This window comes from Desulfobulbus elongatus DSM 2908 (assembly GCF_000621145.1).
Classification (GTDB): Bacteria; Desulfobacterota; Desulfobulbia; order Desulfobulbales; family Desulfobulbaceae; genus Desulfobulbus; species Desulfobulbus elongatus.
The window spans coordinates 165,937-184,085 of record NZ_JHZB01000005.1; the positions used below are offsets into that span (position 1 = coordinate 165,937).

Consider the following 18,149-nt stretch of genomic DNA (forward strand, 5'->3'; position numbering starts at 1 on the left):
CTCAGTTGCCTCCCGGCACGGTCAGATGCTCGGCAATCGGCCCCAGGGCCAGGGCCGGGAAAAAGGTCAGGGCACCGACAATGAGGATGACCAGGAGCAGCCAGAGGGCAAAGGGCGGCTTGTCGGTGGGCAGGGTACCCAGGCTGGGTGGCACGTACTTTTTGGCGGCCAGAGAACCGGCCATGGCGAGCATCGCCACCGCCGGCACGAAGCGGCCGATGAGCATGGCCAGGGCTCCGAGCAGGTTGTAAAAATTGGTGTCGGCGTTCAGGCCGGCAAAGGCGCTGCCGTTGTTGTTGGCCATGGAGGCAAAGGCATAGAGCACCTCGGACAGGCCGTGGGCGCCGGCGTTGGCCATGGACGCCGTTGCCGAGGGCGTGACCATGGCGATGCCGGAGAGGATCAGCACCACCACACCGGCGATGAGGATGGTCACGATGGACAGCCACATCTCGCGCACCTCGATCTTCTTGCCCAGGTACTCGGGCGTCCGGCCGATCATCAGCCCGGCCACGAAAACGGCGATCACGGCAAAGGCCAGCATGGTATAGAGACCGGAGCCGACCCCGCCGAACACGATTTCCCCCAGCAGTATCAGGCTCAAGGGAATCATGCCGCCGAGGGGGGTGAGCGAGTCGTGCATGGCGGCCACCGCGCCGCAGGAGGTGGCGGAGGTGGCCACCTCGAACAGACTGGTCGCGGCTTGGCCGAAACGGACCTCCTTGCCCTCCATGTTGCCGCCCTCGATGCCGAATTGACTCAGTTGCGGCGCGGCATCGGTCTCGACCCACTGGAGGGCGCCAAAAGAGAATATCAGGAGGAGGAGCATGACCGAAAACAGGGCCCAGCCCTGGCGGGTATTGCCGACCATGACGCCGAAGGTATGGGTGAGGGCGGCCGGGATCACCAGGATGAGCAGGATTTCCAGCAGGTGGGAGAAAGGAGTCGGGTTCTCGAAGGGATGGGCCGAGTTGGCGTTGAAGAAGCCGCCGCCGTTGGTCCCCAGTTCCTTGATCGCCTCCTGGGAGGCGACCGGCCCCATGGGCAGGGTGACCTCGGCGACGGTTTCTTGCCCGGCCGGCGTATCGATATTGAAGGGTTGAAGCAGGAGAACGGTTCGATAGGGGCTGAAATTCTGGATCACCCCTTGGGAAACGAGGAGGAGGGCGGCGGCCAGGGAGAGCGGCAGCAGGATGTAGAGCACGCCGCGACTCAGGTCAACCCAGAAGTTGCCGATCAGGGCGGTAGTGCGGCGGGAAAAGCCGCGGATCAGAGCGATGATCACGGCCAGGCCGGTGGCGGCGGAAACGAAATTCTGCACCGTCAGCCCCGTCATCTGGGTAAGGTAGCTGGCCGCCGCCTCGCCGCTGTAGGCTTGCCAGTTGGTGTTGGTGACGAAGCTGACCGCGGTGTTGAGCGCCAGTTGCCAGGTGAAGGGTGGCAGGCCGCGCGGATTGAAGGGAAGCAGGTGCTGCATGTTCAGCAGGGCGAACAGCGCTGCCATTCCCGTCAGGTTGAACAGCAGCATGGCGGCAGTGTAGTGCCGCCAGTCCATTTCCTTGTCCGGATTGACCCCGCAGATCCGGTACAGCAGGTTTTCGCAGGGGGCGAGAAGAGGCGACAGCAGGGTACGCTCGCCCCGGTAGACCCTGGCCATGTAGATGCCAAGCGGCTTGACCAGAAGCAGCAGGGTGGTGAAAAAAAGACCCGTTTGCAGCCACGCGAACATGTCCATGATCGTTCTCCCGACCGTTTGTTCATAGACACCGGCCGCCCATCGCGAGCGCGGGTCATGAACAGGGTGTTGCCTGTCTTTTTACCACCTTCGGTATCAAGATACGGTCAAGAAGTCAGGAAAATCCATCAATAAACCATCAAGACGGATTGGCCGGGCCAGAACATCGGGTCGGCCTCGTGGTCGCCGGCGCGGCGGTCTTTTTTCCGTGCACTTTTCTGCCGGCGTTAGTGCCCCGGGAAGTATCCCGGTTCGTTGCCGGGTTTCCATTTGATGTTGCAGCCCATGCTCGGCCGCTGCTCCTCGGGAATCGGTTGGCCGGCCAGCAGGGCGTCCAGGGCGCGGCGCAGATCCCGGCCGGTCACCGGCACATCCCTGCCCGGCCGGGCGTTGTCCAGCTGGCCCCGATACACCAGGCGCCGATCACGGTCGAACAAAAAAATATCCGGGGTGCAGGCGGCGTGATAAGCCTTGGCCACCTCCTGCGTCTCGTCGAAGAGATAGGGGAAGGGGTAGCCCGCCCGTCGGGCCTCCTCGTCCATGCGGGCGAAGCTGTCGTCCGGGTAGGCGGTGGCGTCGTTGCTGTTGATGCCGACCATGGCGATGCCCTTGGGGATGTAGGCGCGGCCGATGGCGGCCAACTCGCCCTGGACATGTTTGACATAAGGGCAGTGGTTGCAGAGAAAGACCACCAGCAGACCGGCCGCTACGGCGAAATCGTCGCGGCTGACGACGGAACCGTCGGTGGCGGGCAGGGAGAACGCCGGTGCCTCGGCGCCAAGCGCCAACATGGTCGATGCGGTGAGAGCCATATCATCCTCCTGTATGTTGATTTTTTTGGGAGAAACTCGTTTTTTTCCCGGGAAGGTCTTCCCTTTGCCTCGATTCCGATTATCATTCGGAACCCGAATCCTGCACAGATCCCCTTCACCGCCGTGAACAGAGCCCATGCGCACAGGTGTCTTCCTCGGTTTGGCGACAGCCGATATCGTCTACTATGTGCCCCATCATCTCGAACGCAACCAGAAACTGAAGGCCGAGCGGCAACTGGTCTATGCCGGCGGACCGGCGACCAACGCCGCCGTCACCTTCGCCGCCTTCGGCAACGAGGCCTCGCTGATCACCGCACTGGGGCAGCATCCCCTGGCCCATGTCGCCAAGGCGGATCTGGCCGACCACAAGGTGCATCTGGTCGACAGCACCGACCAGCCCCGCCGGCCGCCGGTTTTGTCCGCCATCATCGTCGATCTGGCCAATGGCGAACGCAGCGTGGTGTACTCCAACACCGATCTGCGCAAACTCCGCCAGGACTGCGTCAACGAAACCACTTTGGAGTATGCCGACATCCTCATGCTCGACGGCTACTATCTGCCGCAAGCGGTGCAGCTGGCCGCCTGGGCCAGGTCGATGCGCATCCCGGTGGTCCTTGACGGCGGCAGTTGGAAGGAGGGGCTGGAAGCCTTGCTGCCCCTGGTCGATTACGCCATCTGCTCCCGTGTCTTCCGCCCGCCGGGCTGCACCGGCGCGGACAGCGTCATCGCCAGCCTGTGCGGCTTCGGCATCGAGCATATCGCCATCACCAGGGACGGCGAGCCGATCCTGGTCCACACCGGCGGCGAATCGAGCGAGGTGCCGGTGATGGCGGTCAAGGTGATGGACACGCTGGGCGCCGGCGACATCTTCCACGGCGCCTTCTGCCATTACATCCTGGAAAACGATTTTCTCTTAAGCCTCGAACGGGCCGGCGAGGTGGCCAGCCTGGCCTGCGCCTCGCTGGGTACCCGCGCCTGGATCGAGCAGGAAAAATTCATCTGACCGGCGCGTCTTCACCGGGACGGCGTCTACCGCTGCCGGAACGGAATCTGGCAGTAATCGATGCCGCGCTGGGGGACGATGCCGTTGCGCTCCAGGAACATCTTGAGCGAATTCATCGAGATATTGATATTGGCCGTGGGGCCCAGGTAGAGGTGGTCCATGGCCAGCGGCCTGCCGTCCAGGCTGAGATCGAATTCGATGTAGGGCACCAGCATGGCGTGCCCCTCGCGGAAGAGGACCGGGGATTCGGCGCTGTTGGCGAACACCGGCGAGACGACGCGCCACTCCTTTTCTTCGCGGAACGACGGATGCTTGAGGATGGCGGCGATCCGCAGCAGGTCGGTTTCCATGGCTGTGAAGGCCGACCGGTAGCCGGCGCTCCGCTCTCCGGCCGGCAGGTCCTCGCAACTGAGCCCGGCGGCCAGCGTCTCCACCGCGTCGATCACCTGGCGGATCAGGGCCCGCTGCCGCGCCGGCTCGTAGATGCACTTGCCGATCATGAACCGCTGCCGCTGGGCGCAGCAGCCGATGTATTCGGGACAGAACCCCAGGCTGACCCCCTTGCCCGGCGAACTGTAGCCCCGCCACTGGCTCAGCAGGTTGCCGTGCGAGCGGAAGGAAGCGCCGAACAGCATGCGGCCGTTGGTGATCCGGTGCGCGACCCAGTCGACGAACAGGGACAGCAGGCCGGAGTTGGCATGGCCGCTGTCGATCCGCTCGCGCACTTCGGCGGCGATCAGGTCGGCTGTATGTCGCAACTCGGCGGAATCGTTCATGTAGCGGATGTCGCTGGCCCAGAGCGCCCGGCTTTTGACAATGCCGAGCAGGCCGCTGAACGTGGTGTAATGGTAAAGGGTGCCCTGGGGGATGTCGGCGTACAGTTCCCTGGTCAGCAGCTCGATTTCCTTCATCGCTTTTCCCGGCGCCGGCGCGGCCGAAGCGTCCGCTCCGGCCGGAATGCCGACATCATTCTTGAGATTTGGCCCGCCATCTGGTACAGATGGAACATTTGTTCTTCGCCTCCGGCATGGCCCCGCGCCCATCGGTTCGTGTCCTGCCGGCCAAGTCGTCCTTCCTTCACCTGGTACCATATCCGATGTACAGAAATTTCAAAATAGTCCCCCGTATCGTTTTCGGCCGCGGTTGTTTCAATCAACTGGGCGATATCCTCAAACCCAACCGGCTGACGCCCGAGTCCTTCATGGTGTTCGTCCTCGACGACGTGTTCAAGGGCAAGCCCCTCGAAGGCCGCCTGCCCCTGGAGCAGGGCGATCTGCTCTTGCCGGTCAATGTCGACGACGAGCCCAAGACCGGCTACATCGACCAGTTGGTCGCCCAGATCCGGGCCTACAGCCCGCGCAAGCCGGACGGCATTATCGGCATCGGCGGCGGCGCGACCATGGACATCGCCAAGGCGATCTCGCTTTTGCTCAACAACCCCGGTTCGGCCGCCGATTACCAGGGCTGGGATCTGATCAAGAATCCGGCGGTGTACCACGCGGCCGTGCCGACCCTGGCCGGCACCGGCGCCGAGATCTCCCGCACCACCGTGCTCACCGGGCCGGTCAAGAAATTGGGCATCAACTCCGACTACACCCTCTACGACCAGATCGTGCTCGACCCCGAACTGCTGGCCGGCGTGCCCAAGAATCAGTGGTTCTACACCGGCATGGACTGCTACATCCACGATGTCGAATCCCTCCATGGCACCTACTTAAACGAATTCAGCCGGGCCTACGGGGAAAAATCGATCGAACTCTGCCGCCAGGTCTTCCTCGACGACCACCCCGACAAGGACGACAAGCTGATGATGGCCTCCTACTTCGGCGGCATGTCCATCGCCTATTCCCAGGTCGGCGCCTGCCACGCCCTCTCCTACGGGCTGTCCTTCGTGCTCGGCACCCACCACGGCATCGGCTGCTGCATCACCTTCGACTACCTGGAGGATGTCTATCCGGCAGGAGTCAGGGAATTCCGCCGGATGATGGAAAAGCACGATATCCATCTGCCGCGCAACCTGACCGCCAACCTCGACGACCAGGCCATGGACACCATGGCCAACGTGGCCCTGGGCCTGGCGCCGCTGTGGGAGAACTGCTTCGGCAAGGACTGGCAGCAGGTCATGACCAAGGAGCGGGTGCTGGAGCTGTATCGCAGGATGTGAGGGGGCCGGCGCCTGGGTCGCGTTGACCGACGCGGACGACAGGCGGCGTAGGGCAGTGCAACCCCGTCCGTTTCGTCCCGTTGGGGACTGCAACGGCCGGGGTTCTTTTGTTGGGGGCCGTGGCTGCGTTGCGCGCGGGGGTGACCGGCGGCGGCGAGCGGGACGGCGGGAGAGAACACGGAGGAGAAGGGGAGCGTTCATTGGCACAAGGGGCAACACGACCGGCGGGACCCGTTTCTTCGCCCTATGCCGTACCCAACATCCGCCTGTTCATCGTTTTTCGCGTCCTGTTCAACGCCCGGTTCTACTATCCGGTCTTCACCGTCCTCTTTCTCGATTACGGCCTGAGCCTGGAGCAGTTCGCCGTGCTCAACACCGTCTGGGCCGTCACCATCGTGCTGGCCGAGGTCCCGTCCGGCGCCCTGGCCGATCTTCTGGGCAGACGGTTGCTGCTGATCGCCACCTCCCTCTTGATGGTCGCCGAAACGGCGCTCATCGCCTTCGTGCCGCTGGGCAATCCGCAGGTCATTTTCTGGGCGTTTCTGGGCAACAGGGTGCTCAGCGGCCTGGCCGAGGCCATGGCCAGCGGCGCCGACGAGGCCCTGGCCTACGATACCCTGGTCGCCCACGGGCAGGCCGCCGCCTGGCCCAGGGTCCTGGAGGTGCAGATGCGCGCCCAGAGTGTCGGCTACATCTTTGCCATGACCATCGGAGCCATGGTCTACGATCCCGACATGGTCAATCGGGTGCTCGGATGGATGGCGCCCGGCACGGCCGTCACCTTGCAGGCCACCATGCGCTACCCCCTTTATCTGACCCTGGTGTTCGGCCTGCTGGCGCTGGCAACCACCGCGCGGATGCGGGAACCCCGGAGCGGGGCGGGGCGATTCCGGTCCCGGACCGAGTCGGCCGCTTTGTGGGAAGCACCGCGTCTGATTGTCCGGGCCGGCAGGTGGATTCTGGGCACGCCCCTGGTCCTGGCCGTCATTCTTTTCGCCACGGTTTTTGACCACACCCTGCGGATGCTCGCCACCCTGACCAGCGAGTACTACCGCCTGGTCGGTCTGCCCGAGGCCAGCTTCGGGTTGTTGGGGTCGGCGGCGGCGGTGATCGGTCTGTTCATCCCCCGGCTGGCCCGAGTGATGGCCGAGCGTTTTTCGCCGGGCACCAACGCCTTGCTGGTGGGGCTGATCGCGCTGACGGCGTTGCTGCTCCTGCCCCTTTTCATCCCCTATTATGGGGCATTGCCGATGATGCTGGTCTTCATCGGCCTGACCATGACCAGTTATTTCACCAGCCACTACCTCAACGCTCTCACCGACTCGCAGCAACGGGCCACGGTGCTGAGCTTCAAGGGACTGGTGTTCAACGCGGCCTACGGCATCATCGGCCTGGCCTATGCCGGCGTGATCCAACTGTTCAGGCGCAGCCAGGCCGGCGTTCATCCCGATTGGCCGCCGGACCTCATCGCCGACCAGGCCTTCAAGTTCGTAATGGGCTGTTTCCCGCCCTATTTGCTCGCCGGGCTGGCGCTGGTTTCCCTCTGCTGTCTGCCGCGATTGATCCGCGGCCGGTCTCGGACCCGGCGCGGTTGAGGCGGCACAGGCGGCGGCTGGTTCAGGCCCCGGGTTCCCTGGTTTCCGGCACGCCCAGTTTTTTCAGGATCAGTCCCAGCGGGCAGAATTTGCTGAAGCCGAACTGCAGGAGATTGGCGCCGACAAAGGCGGTGAGCAGCAGCCAGTACCGGCTGAGGAACAGGGGATTGGCCGAGCTGTCGACGCCCAGGGCCAGGGAAATGAGAATGAAGGAACCGGCGAATGCATGAATCCAGTCGTTGACAACCATGGAACCCTCCTTCGGGTGAAGCGCCGGCGGGCCGGATACGGTTGATACGGGCCCTGCGCGGCGACGGATTGCTGTTTGGACATAGTGGTAAGGGATGCCTGGCGTTCCGTCAATCGTTTGTCCGGACAAATATCGGCGCGGAGCGCATGCGGCCTGCCGAACGGTGGCCGGGTATCGTCCCGAAACAGCAGGGAAATTGATGCCGACATCCGATCGCGCTGATGCATGTCGCTCGATGGAGCCGAAAGTGAGTCTCTTTCTCAGGGAAAATGCATTTCCGTCGGATTGACGCTCGGTAATCGTTTTCTTTTTTTGCAAAACTTCTGTACATATTCAATTTTGGAGTGCTGCCCGAAGCCGTCCGGGCGCCGGCGGTTCGGGCCGTTGTCGTTGTGCCGCCGGCAGTGGTGGCCGGTGGCTGCACTTCCAAAGGAGGCTGGCCGTGCCGGTCCGCGTCGGTTCGATGCGGATGGGCATGGGTTGTGACACAAGGCTTTACGTTGAGGGGGGAATCCTATGAGTGCAATGGAAGACAAAATCACCAGTTTGTTGGCCGAGGGCAAAGTATTCCAGCCACCGGAAAAGGGACGTGCACAGGCCTGGGTCAAGTCGATGGACGAGTATAGGAAGGCGTATGCGCACTCCATGGAGGACCCAGAGGGTTTCTGGGCCAAACGGGCGGAGGAGTTGGTCACCTGGGACAAAAAATGGGACAAGGTGCTGGAGTACGACCTGTCCGTTCCCGAGGTCAAGTGGTTCCAGGGCGGCCGGCTCAATATCTCCGCCAACTGCCTGGACCGCCATCTCACCGACGGCCGGCGCAACAAGGCCGCCATCATCTGGCAGGGAGAGCCGGAGGAGGATGTCCGCATCTACACCTATCAGATGCTGCACGATGAGGTCTGCCGGTTCGCCAACGTGCTCAAGAAAAAGGGCGTGAAAAAGGGTGACCGGGTGGCCATCTATCTGCCCATGGTGCCCGAGCTGGCCATTTCGCTCCTGGCCTGCGCCCGGCTCGGCGCGGTCCATTCGGTGGTGTTCGGCGGATTTTCCGCCGTGGCCCTCCAGAGCCGGATCGAGGACTGCCACGCCAAAGTGCTGATCACGGCCGATGCCGTGTTGCGTGGTGGCAAGGCCATCCCTCTGAAAGTCAACGCCGACGAAGCGTTGCAGACCTGCCCCAGCGTCGAGACCTGCGTGGTGGTCCGGCGGGCCGGCATCGACATCGAGATGAAGGAGGGCCGCGATTGCTGGTGGCATCGGGAGGTGAGCGCCGCCGATATTTCGTCGTCGTGCCCGCCCGAATCCATGGATGCCGAGGACATGCTCTTCATCCTCTACACCTCCGGCTCCACCGGCAAGCCCAAGGGCGTGGTCCACACCACCGGCGGCTACCTGACCTATGCCATGCACACCGCCCAGTGGGTGTTCGACTTGAAAGACGACGATGTCTACTGGTGCACCGCCGACCTCGGCTGGATCACCGGGCACAGCTACATCCTCTACGGGCCGCTGGGACTGGGCGCCACCGCGCTCATGTTCGAAGGCGTGCCCAACTATCCGGGCCCGGACCGCTTCTGGAAGCTCGTCGAAAAATTCAAGGTCAACATCTTCTACACCGCGCCGACCGCCATCCGTGCGCTCATGCGGGAAGGCGTCGAGCCGACCCGGAAATGGGATCTGTCCAGCCTGCGCATCCTCGGTTCGGTGGGCGAGCCCATCAACCCCGAGGCCTGGATGTGGTACTACATCAACATCGGCAAGGAGAAGCTGCCCATCGTCGACACCTGGTGGCAGACCGAAACCGGCGGCATCATGATTTCGCCGCTGCCGTACGTGACGCCGCTCAAGCCCGGCTCGGCGAGCCTGCCCCTGCCCGGCATCGATGCGGCCATCTACAACGAGGAGGGCAAGGAGGCCAGGGCCAACGAGGGCGGCCACCTGGTCATCCGCAAACCGTGGCCAGGCATGCTCCGCGGCGTGTTCGGCAATCCGGAGCGATATAAAAAGGGCTATTTCGGCCGCTATCCGGACACCTACGATCCCGAGGACGGCGCCCGCCGCGACGAGGACGGCTATTTCTGGATCATGGGCCGGCTCGACGACGTCATCAACGTGTCCGGGCATCGCCTCGGCACGGCGGAGATCGAGTCCGCTCTGGTGGCTCACGAAGCGGTGGCCGAGGCGGCGGCGGTCGGCATGCCGCATCCGATCAAGGGGCAGGCGATCTTCGCCTACGTCACCCTGATGTCCTGGGCCGAGGAGAGCGAGGAGTTGCGGGCCGAGCTGCGCCAGCACGTGCGCAAGGAGATCGGGCCCATCGCCACCCCCGACGTCATCCAGTGGGCGCCGGGACTGCCCAAGACCCGGTCGGGCAAGATCATGCGGCGGATTTTGCGCAAGATCGCGGCCAACGATTTCGCCGATTTCGGCGACACCTCGACCCTGGCCGATCCGACCGTGGTCGAACAGCTGGTCGAGACCAAAAAGCAGATGGGCTGATCGGATTTCCTGACCTGTCCACCACCGCGTGGTCCGAGCCGACCGCGCGCCACCCGCAACCGACAGGCGGGATGCCCCGGCATCCCGCCTGTCGGGTTATCGATGTGACCGGTTGTCGTTTTTTCTTTGCAACATTTCATTTCATGGTATCATAAACTCCTTTGCGGTGAGAATGCCCGCTTCCGCGTGTTGTGGTGCGCCTGTTCGCGCCATGGGCGATGGCCCGAGCCGGACCGGATGGGCCATCCCAGAAAAATCAACGCCTGACGACGCAATGACCGGTAACGATATTCGCCAATCATTCCTGGAGTTCTTCGAGAGCAAGGGGCACACCCGGGTCCCCGCATCCTCCCTGGTGCCCAACGACGATCCCACCCTGCTTTTTGTCAACTCGGGCATGGTTCAGTTCAAGAAGGTGTTCATGGGCGAGGAGACCCGCCCCTATGTCCGGGCCACCACCGCCCAGGCCAGCGTCCGGGCCGGCGGCAAGCACAACGATCTCGAAAACGTCGGCTATACCGCCCGCCATCACACCTTCTTCGAAATGCTGGGCAACTTCTCCTTCGGCGATTACTTCAAGAAGGAAGCCATCGCCTATGCCTGGGAATTCCTGACCGAAAAACTGAGAATCGACCCCAAGGACCTGTGGGTCACGGTCTACACCGACGACGACGAGGCTTACGGCATCTGGGAACAGGTCGACACCCTGCCCAAGGGACGGATCATCCGCATGGGCGAGAAGGACAATTTCTGGGCCATGGGCGACACCGGTCCCTGCGGTCCCTGTTCCGAAATCCACATCGACCAGGGGCCAGAAGTGGGCTGCGGCCGGCCGGACTGCGCCCTGGGCTGCGACTGCGACCGCTTCCTCGAACTGTGGAACCTTGTGTTCATGCAGTTCTACCGCGACGAGAACGGCGTCATGACACCGTTGCCCAGGCCCTCCATCGACACCGGCATGGGACTGGAGCGGGTGGCGGCGGTGCTCCAGGGCAAGACCAACAACTACGACTGCGACCTGTTCACCCCGATCATCGACTACGTGGCCAACCTCGCGGGCAAGCAGTACCACGCCGACAGGGCGGACGATGTCTCCATGCGGGTCATCGCCGACCACGCCCGGGCCACCACCTTCCTCGTGGCCGATGGCGTCCTGCCCTCGAACGAAGGCCGGGGCTATGTCCTGCGCCGGATCATGCGGCGGGCCATTCGCTACGGCCGCGCCCTGGGGCTGACCTCCTTTTTCCCCGGCGTCTGCGCCCTGGTGACCGAGGAGATGCAGCATGCCTACCCCCATCTCGCCACTACCCGCGAACTGCTGGCCAAGGTGGTGAGCAACGAGGAGGAGCGTTTCGGCGAGACCCTGGATCATGGCCTCAACAAGCTCGACCAGGAAATCCGGCGGCTGAGGAAAGAGGCCGGCGACCGGGCGGTCATTCCGGGCGAATTCATCTTCAAGCTCTACGATACCTACGGCTTTCCGGTGGACATCGTCCGCGATGTCGCCATCGAGCGCGGGGTGGCCTTTGACGAGCCCGGCTTCACCAGGGCCATGGAACAGCAGCGCGAGCAGTCGCGCAAGTCGTGGAAGGGCAGCGATGTCGAGCACCTCGAAGCCGGCATCATCGAGTTGGGCAGCCGGGGCAAGAAAGCCGAGTTCATCGGTTACGGCGCCACCCAGGGCGTCTCGACCGTCGACGGCATCGTCAACGCGGCCGGGCAACTGGTGACCGAGGCCCAGGAGGGCGAAACCCTGCGCCTGTTCTGCGCCCAGACTCCCTTTTATGCCGAATCGGGCGGCCAGATCGGCGACCGGGGCGAGATCGCCTGGCCGGACGGCCGCTTCGTGGTGGACAAGACCTTTGCCCCGGTGGAGGGACTCATCCTGCACGAGGGCCAGTTGGTGCAGGGAACCCTGGCCGTCGGCACCCGGGTTGAATTGACCGTGGCCGAACGGCGTGGCGACACCGCGCTCAACCACACCGCCACCCATCTCCTCCAGGCGGCGATGAAAAAGGTGCTGGGCGACCACGTCAAGCAGGCCGGATCGGCGGTCGACCACAACCGCCTGCGCTTCGATTTTACCCATTTCTCGCCGCTGACCCACGGAGAAATCTGCACCATCGAGCAGTTGGTCAACGCGGAGATCCGCAAAAACATCCCGGTGACCACGACCCTGCTCGGGCGCGAGCAGGCCATCGCCGAGGGTGCCACCGCCCTGTTCGGCGAAAAGTACGGCGAAGAGGTGCGGGTGGTGAGCATCGGCGGGTTCAGCAAGGAGTTGTGCGGCGGCACCCATGCCCGCATGACCGGCGACATCGGCCTGTTCAAGATCGTGATGGAAACCGGCATCGCCGCCGGCGTTCGCCGGATCGAGGCGGTCACCGGGGCGGCAGCCGTCCACTGGGTGCAGGAGCTGGCCCGGCAGGCAGCCTCGATCAGCGCGGTGATTTCCGGCCCGATCGAAGGCGCGGTCGACAAGATCCAGGGGCTGCTCAAGCGGCAGAAGGAACTGGAAAAGCAGATCGCCGCCCTCAACGCCTCCATGGCCCTGTCCGACCTCGACCAATTGCTGGCAGCGAGCGTCGAGATCGATGCCATGCCGGTGGTGGCCAGCCGGGTGCCGCTCGATTCCCCCAAGACCCTGCGCGAGATCGGCGACAAGATCCGCGACCGGATGCCGCACGGCATCATTGTGCTCGGCGGCGAGTTCGAGGGCAAGGCCGCGCTGTTGGCCATGGTGAGCAAGGATCTGACCGGCCGGATCAAGGCCGGCGATCTGGTCAACCGGGTGGCTGCCATCGTCGGCGGCAAGGGCGGCGGCCGGCCCGACATGGCCCAGGCCGGCGGGCCCATGCCCGACAAACTCGACGAGGCCATCACCAGCGTGGCCAGCATCATCAAAGGACTGGCCCGCGTCTGAGCCGCACCATCGTATCATGCCTTACCTTCCTGATAATCAACGAATCGTCATCACCGGCGTCGGCCTGACCGCGCCGGGCGCCGCCAACCTGGCCGAATTCCGTGCCAATCTCCTGGCCGGGGTCAGCGGGATCGCCACCATCGACCTGCGCTACATGGGCGTGCATCCGGCCGGCATCTGCCGGTTCGCCGAAACCCGGTACCGCAAGAAGCGGGAAAACAGCCGGGGGACCCGTGCCGGCTGCATCGGCGTCTACTGCGCCAACGAGGCCCTGGCCGACGCCGGCATCGATTTTTCCACCTACGACCGCGCCGCCACCGGCGTCTACATCGGGCTGACCGAGCACGGCACCGTGGAAACCGAGAACGAAGTCTACAATATCGGCCAGTACGGCTACGACGTCAACTACTGGACCCACCACCACAATCCCCGCACGGTCCTGAACAATCCGGCCGGCGAGATCACCATGAACCTCGGCATCACCGGGCCGCACTACTCCATCGGCGCGGCCTGCGCCGCCGGCAACGCCGCCCTGATTCAGGGGATGCAGATGCTCCGCCTGGGCGAGGTCGAGCTGGCGCTCTGCGGCGGCGTTTCCGAGTGCGTCGGTTCCTTCGGCATCTTCGCCTCCTTCCGTGCCCAGGGCGCCCTGGCGGAACACGAGGAGCCGACCAGGGCGAGCCGGCCCTTTGACCGCGACCGCAACGGCATCGTCATCTCGGAGGGTGGCTGCGTCTTCACCCTGGAGCGGCTGGACCGGGCCCTGGCGCGCGGCGCCGCCATTTACGGTGAACTGACCGGCTACGCCATGAATTCGGATGCCCGCGATTTCGTCCTGCCCTATGGCCCCCGGCAACAGCAGTGCATGGAGGCGGCGCTGGCCCGCGCGGGTCTGCAACCGGCGGACATCACCATCGTCAACACCCATGCCACCGGCACCAGGCAGGGCGACGTCGAGGAGTGCACCGCCCTGCGCGCCACCTTCGCCGGCTGCGCCAACACCTGGATCAACAACACCAAGTCGAGCATCGGCCATGCCATGGGCGCCGCCGGGGTGCTCGAACTGGCCGGCAATCTGCCCTCCTTCACCGATAATCGGGTCCATCCCACCATCAATCTGGACAACCTCGATCCGGAATGCGACCTGCCCGGCCTGGTGGCCAACACCCCCAAACAGCTCGACCGGGTGGACGCCATCCTCAACAATTCGTTCGGCATGCTGGGGATAAATTCGGTGGTGATCGTCGAGAGATTTGTGGCGGACTGAGGAGAGCTGTGGTATTGCTCTCAACTTTCGCCAAGCTGCTGCGCGTATTTGTTATTTTACATAGAGGAACCGAAGCATGAGCCGTGACGAGATCAAGGACGTTCTCCTTGAAATCATAGCCGACATTGACGAAGAAGCCGATTTTGCCAGCCTCGATGCCGATGCCCCCCTGCGGGACCAGTTGGACCTTGATTCCATGGATTTTCTCGACATCGTCATGGAGCTGCGCAAACGCTACAAACTGCAAATTCCGGAGGACGAGTATCCGCAGCTCGCCACCCTGACCAGTTGCGTCAACTATCTGGAACCCAAACTGCAAAACGTCTGATGGCCTGAGCCGGCGCTCTTGGCGTCCGGCGAGGCTCGTTCCGTTGCCATTGTTCGTGCCCGCCCCATGGCTGCATATCAGCTCCTCATCATCGGAGGCGGCTTGTCGGGAATCGCGGCCGGTATCCGGGCCGCCCGTTTCGGCCTCAAAACGCTGATCCTCGAACAGCACACCCTTCCCGGCGGCCTCAACTCCTACTATCTCCGCCAGGGGCGGCTCCTGGAAACCGGGCTGCACGCCATGACCAACTTCGCGCCGCCCGGCGCCAAGCAGGCCCCGCTCAACCGGTTGTTCCGCCAGTTGCACCTCTCCCGCAAACGGTTCGAGTTCCACGAACAGCTCGGCTCGGAGATCCGGTTTGCCGGGCGATCGTTGCGCTTTGGCAACGATTCCGCCCTGCTGGAGGCGGCGATCGACCGCGAGTTTCCCGAGGCCGTCGACCGGTTCCGGCAACTCAAAGAGGCGATCGCGGCCTGCGATCCCTTTGCCGCCGCGCCCTGGCGGTCCGCCCGGCAGTTTCTCGCCGAACACCTGCGTCATCCGCTCCTGGAAGACATGCTCCTCTTGCCGTTGATGATCTACGGCAACGCCGAGGAGCACGACATGGACCTCGGCCAGTTCGTGATCATGTTCCGGGCCGTATTCGAGGAGGGCTTTTTCCGGCCCGGCGGAACCATGCGCGAATTCCTCGACCTGCTGGTACGGCAGTACCGCGAGTTCGGCGGCGAGCTCCGCTACCGCAGCCCGGTGGCGGCCATCGAGACCGACGGCGAGCGGGTGGTGGGCGTGCGTCTGGAGGACGGCGAGGTGCTGAGTGCCGACACGGTCCTGTCCACGGCCGGCATCCCGGAAACCATGCGGCTCTCCGGCTGGCAGGGCGACCGGACCCGGTACGCCGGCCGGATGAGCTTCATGGAAACCATCTCGTTCGTTCCCCGCGCCAATGCCGCCTCGCTCGCCCAGGGGCGCACCATCGTCTTCTACCACAACGGCCCCCGGCTCGACTACCGGCGGCCCGAGGACTACCTCGACACCTCCTGGGGCGTGATCTGCTTTCCCGGCAATTTTTCCGGCCTGCCGCCGGAGGACCCGGCGCAGATCCGGGTCACCAACACGGCCAGCTATCCCCGATGGCACGGGCTTGCCGCCGAAGCCTACGGTCCGGTCAAGGAGCGGTGGACGCAGGCCGCCGTCATCGCCAGCGAGGAAATCGTTGGGAATTATCGGCCATCCATTGTATATCAGGACAGCTTCACGCCGGTGACCATCGAGCGATTCACCCGCAAGGCCGAGGGCGCGGTCTATGGCAGCGGGATCAAGATCAGAACCGGCGCGACGCCCTGGGCCAACCTGTTCATCGCCGGCACCGACCAGGGCTATCTCGGCATCGTCGGGGCGATGCTGAGCGGGATCACCATCGTCAACCAGCACGTTCTCCGTTAGCCTTGTTCAGGGCAGGCCGCGGCACGGCCCGCGGTGCGTTGGAAAACGCTGGTTTCATGCCTACCCACGAAACGGAGCGCAATGCAGTACACGCCACTGGATCAGGTGCAGTCCCACTATGACGCCATCGTGGTCGGTTCCGGCCTCGGCGGCCTGACCTGCGCCAACCGGCTGGCCGCGGCCGGTCATTCGGTCCTGCTCCTGGAACATCACATCCAGCTCGGCGGCCTCGCCACCTGGTTCAAGCGCGGCGGCCACATCTTCGACGTCTCCCTGCACGGCTTTCCCTACGGCATGGTCAAAACCTGCCGGAAATACTGGGGCCGGGCCATCCGCGATGCCATCGTCCAACTGAAGAACATCGTCTTCGACAACCCCCAGTTCTCCCTGCGTACCACCTTCAGCAAGGAGGATTTCATCCGCATCCTGCAGGAGCGCTTCGGCATACGCAAGACCGTGGTCGACGAGTTCTTCGCCACCGTCGACGCGATGAACTTCTACGACGACCAGCAGATGACCACCCGCGAGCTGTTCGACCGGTTCTTCCCCGGCCGCAGCGACGTCCACCGGCTGCTGATGGAGCCGATCACCTATGCCAACGGCTCCACCCTGGACGAGCCGGCCATCACCTACGGCATCGTCTTCTCCAACTTCATGAACCGGGGCGTCTACACCTTCGAGGGCGGCACCGACAGGCTGATCGGCCTGATGGCCGACGAGCTGCGGGACAAGGGGGTCGACATCTGCACCGGCGTCCAGGTGAACCGCATCCTGGTGGAAAAGGGGATAACCGTCGGCGTGGCGGCCAAGGGCCGGGAAATCAGGGCCCGGGCCGTGGTCTCCAATGCCGGGGTCACCAACACCATCGACAAGCTCGTGGGCCGGGCTCAGTTCGCCTCCGATTTCATCGGCCGGTTCGGCAAGGTGCGGGTCAACAATTCGAGTTGCCAGGTCTATTTCGGCATCCGCAGGGGCGAGACCATCCCCGATATCGGCGATCTGCTGTTCACCTCCACGGCAGAAGAGTTTTCCTCCGAGGAGATGCGGCGGATGGACACCAGAAGCCGTACCTTTTCCCTCTACTACCCGAAGACCCGGCCGCAGAACCCGCCGGACCACACCATCGTCGCCTCGATGAACGCCGACTACGACGACTGGGCCGGTCTCGACCAGGCCGCCTACCGGGCTGCCAAGGAGGCGATGGTCGAGCGCTGCTTCACCGACTTGGAACGCTATCTTCCCGGTATCCGCGCCAAGGTGGATACGGTGGAGTCGGCCACCCCGCGCACCTTTCACCGCTATACCCTCCACACCAAGGGCAGTTCGTTCGGCACCAAGTTCGAGGGCCTCGATATTTCCCGCTCCCTGCACAAGGAGATCGGCGGCCTGTTTCACGTCGGCTCGGTGGGCATCATCATGAGCGGCTGGCTGGGGGCCATCAACTACGGGGTGATCGTGGCCAACGATGTGGACGGCTATTTGCGGGGCTGATGTGAGCTGAGGGAGATTATGGGCCTCTACTTCATGGATTACGAGATTCCATTACTCAAGGCTTTGATTAAGCTTGGTGGAAAAGCGAAACCGAGCGTGGTTTATCCGGAAGTAGAAAATATCATGGGGCTCAATCCCGAAGATTTTCCTGAAGAATTCGAAGAGTATAAAAGTGGTGTTTTAAAGTGGAAGAATAAGACGGCTTGGGCTCGCGAATATCTCAAACGTAAACATCAGTTAGATGGCTCAGAGCGAGGTGTTTGGAAAATTACCGAGACGGGTCAAGAACGCGTTCGTTATTATGAGCAAACGCAGAAAGATCCTGATGATGGTTTAGCCACATTACAGGGGATTGAAACGACCATCTCAGAAGAAAATATTTCGCCAAAAGAAGGCTTCAAACAGATAGAAAATATTCAAATCCATGAGACCGGCGGCATCCTAGGCGTTCGCGGTATTGTTTATGAGCCAATCAATGAACAAGGGGTAATTTTGTTGTTTGCTGCACTTTGTCATGAGTTTGATTTTATGATTGAAGGTATTAGCAGCCCGTTGAAAAAGCCATGTTTCCGGGAGCATGCACTCGGTACGGCACGCCAAGCCGATCAAGACAAACCGGCACCGGTCAAAACATGC

At 63.2% G+C, this 18,149-nt stretch carries 14 protein-coding genes; 10 read left to right on the forward strand and 4 right to left on the reverse strand.

Features of this window, described 5'->3' with window-relative positions; genetic code table 11:
- Position 1: 1 nt before the first annotated feature.
- Both kdpA and Q362_RS0104565 read right to left on the reverse strand, forming a co-directional pair.
- Positions 2 to 1,735 (reverse strand): potassium-transporting ATPase subunit KdpA, encoded by a 1,734-nt coding sequence (gene kdpA / locus Q362_RS0104560; protein WP_028317724.1) that lies wholly within the window; start codon positions 1,733 to 1,735, stop codon positions 2 to 4.
- Positions 1,736 to 1,962: 227 nt separating this feature from the next.
- On the reverse strand, positions 1,963 to 2,547 hold the full coding sequence (locus Q362_RS0104565) for a thioredoxin family protein (protein ID WP_028317725.1): 585 nt from the start codon (positions 2,545 to 2,547) through the stop codon (positions 1,963 to 1,965).
- Positions 2,548 to 2,683: 136 nt separating this feature from the next.
- Here Q362_RS0104565 and Q362_RS0104570 point away from each other — a divergent pair, with 136 nt between their 5' ends.
- Positions 2,684 to 3,550, forward strand: a complete 867-nt coding sequence (locus Q362_RS0104570; RefSeq protein WP_028317726.1) for a PfkB family carbohydrate kinase — start codon at positions 2,684 to 2,686, stop codon at positions 3,548 to 3,550.
- A gap of 26 nt (positions 3,551 to 3,576) precedes the next feature.
- Here Q362_RS0104570 and Q362_RS0104575 read toward each other — a convergent pair whose 3' ends face one another.
- Positions 3,577 to 4,461: a DUF2971 domain-containing protein gene (locus Q362_RS0104575; RefSeq protein ID WP_028317727.1), complete on the reverse strand. Its 885-nt coding sequence runs from the start codon at positions 4,459 to 4,461 to the stop codon at positions 3,577 to 3,579.
- Positions 4,462 to 4,646: 185 nt separating this feature from the next.
- Here Q362_RS0104575 and Q362_RS0104580 point away from each other — a divergent pair, with 185 nt between their 5' ends.
- The gene (locus Q362_RS0104580) at positions 4,647 to 5,714 is read left to right on the forward strand and encodes an iron-containing alcohol dehydrogenase family protein (RefSeq protein ID WP_028317728.1); all 1,068 of its coding nucleotides are present in this window, start codon (positions 4,647 to 4,649) and stop codon (positions 5,712 to 5,714) included.
- A gap of 200 nt (positions 5,715 to 5,914) precedes the next feature.
- A complete protein-coding gene (locus tag Q362_RS19115) occupies positions 5,915 to 7,309 on the forward strand; it encodes an MFS transporter (RefSeq protein WP_051553653.1) in 1,395 nt (464 codons plus the stop codon).
- A gap of 22 nt (positions 7,310 to 7,331) precedes the next feature.
- Here the strand turns inward: Q362_RS19115 and Q362_RS0104590 are convergent, their stop codons facing one another.
- Positions 7,332 to 7,559 (reverse strand): YgaP family membrane protein, encoded by a 228-nt coding sequence (locus Q362_RS0104590; protein WP_028317729.1) that lies wholly within the window; start codon positions 7,557 to 7,559, stop codon positions 7,332 to 7,334.
- 516 nt (positions 7,560 to 8,075) lie between these two features.
- Here Q362_RS0104590 and acs point away from each other — a divergent pair.
- From acs to Q362_RS19120, 7 genes are all read left to right on the forward strand, one after another.
- Positions 8,076 to 10,061, forward strand: coding sequence for an acetate--CoA ligase (gene acs, locus Q362_RS0104595; RefSeq protein WP_028317730.1), 1,986 nt, complete (start codon positions 8,076 to 8,078; stop codon positions 10,059 to 10,061).
- A gap of 274 nt (positions 10,062 to 10,335) precedes the next feature.
- The gene (gene alaS / locus Q362_RS0104600) at positions 10,336 to 12,984 is read left to right on the forward strand and encodes an alanine--tRNA ligase (RefSeq protein ID WP_028317731.1); all 2,649 of its coding nucleotides are present in this window, start codon (positions 10,336 to 10,338) and stop codon (positions 12,982 to 12,984) included.
- 16 nt (positions 12,985 to 13,000) lie between these two features.
- Positions 13,001 to 14,251 (forward strand): beta-ketoacyl-[acyl-carrier-protein] synthase family protein, encoded by a 1,251-nt coding sequence (locus Q362_RS0104605; protein WP_028317732.1) that lies wholly within the window; start codon positions 13,001 to 13,003, stop codon positions 14,249 to 14,251.
- Between the two features lie 76 nt (positions 14,252 to 14,327).
- Positions 14,328 to 14,579 carry an acyl carrier protein gene (locus Q362_RS0104610; RefSeq protein ID WP_028317733.1) on the forward strand — a complete coding sequence of 84 codons (252 nt, stop codon included), beginning with the start codon at positions 14,328 to 14,330 and terminating at the stop codon, positions 14,577 to 14,579.
- A 66-nt stretch (positions 14,580 to 14,645) separates the two neighbouring features.
- Complete coding sequence (locus Q362_RS0104615) at positions 14,646 to 16,022, forward strand: phytoene desaturase family protein (protein WP_028317734.1); 1,377 nt, start codon at positions 14,646 to 14,648, stop codon at positions 16,020 to 16,022.
- Positions 16,023 to 16,103: 81 nt separating this feature from the next.
- Positions 16,104 to 17,513, forward strand: a complete 1,410-nt coding sequence (locus tag Q362_RS0104620) for a phytoene desaturase family protein (RefSeq protein WP_028317735.1) — start codon at positions 16,104 to 16,106, stop codon at positions 17,511 to 17,513.
- Between the two features lie 18 nt (positions 17,514 to 17,531).
- A partial coding sequence (locus Q362_RS19120) for a winged helix-turn-helix domain-containing protein (RefSeq protein WP_035215544.1) occupies positions 17,532 to 18,149 on the forward strand: 618 nt, incomplete at its 3' end.

Excerpts from the sequence above, each read along its gene's own strand:
- Q362_RS0104565 (WP_028317725.1), bottom strand. The coding sequence starts at position 2,547 with ATGGCTCTCACCGCATCGACCATGTTGGCGCTTGGCGCCGAGGCACCG.
- Q362_RS0104605 (WP_028317732.1), top strand. The coding sequence starts at position 13,001 with ATGCCTTACCTTCCTGATAATCAACGAATCGTCATCACCGGCGTCGGC.
- Q362_RS0104610 (WP_028317733.1), top strand. The coding sequence starts at position 14,328 with ATGAGCCGTGACGAGATCAAGGACGTTCTCCTTGAAATCATAGCCGAC.
- acs (WP_028317730.1), top strand. The coding sequence starts at position 8,076 with ATGAGTGCAATGGAAGACAAAATCACCAGTTTGTTGGCCGAGGGCAAA.
- alaS (WP_028317731.1), top strand. The coding sequence starts at position 10,336 with ATGACCGGTAACGATATTCGCCAATCATTCCTGGAGTTCTTCGAGAGC.
- Q362_RS0104590 (WP_028317729.1), bottom strand. The coding sequence starts at position 7,559 with ATGGTTGTCAACGACTGGATTCATGCATTCGCCGGTTCCTTCATTCTC.
- Q362_RS0104575 (WP_028317727.1), bottom strand. The coding sequence starts at position 4,461 with ATGAAGGAAATCGAGCTGCTGACCAGGGAACTGTACGCCGACATCCCC.
- Q362_RS0104615 (WP_028317734.1), top strand. The coding sequence starts at position 14,646 with ATGGCTGCATATCAGCTCCTCATCATCGGAGGCGGCTTGTCGGGAATC.
- Q362_RS0104620 (WP_028317735.1), top strand. The coding sequence starts at position 16,104 with ATGCAGTACACGCCACTGGATCAGGTGCAGTCCCACTATGACGCCATC.
- Q362_RS0104580 (WP_028317728.1), top strand. The coding sequence starts at position 4,647 with ATGTACAGAAATTTCAAAATAGTCCCCCGTATCGTTTTCGGCCGCGGT.
- Q362_RS0104570 (WP_028317726.1), top strand. The coding sequence starts at position 2,684 with ATGCGCACAGGTGTCTTCCTCGGTTTGGCGACAGCCGATATCGTCTAC.
- kdpA (WP_028317724.1), bottom strand. The coding sequence starts at position 1,735 with ATGGACATGTTCGCGTGGCTGCAAACGGGTCTTTTTTTCACCACCCTG.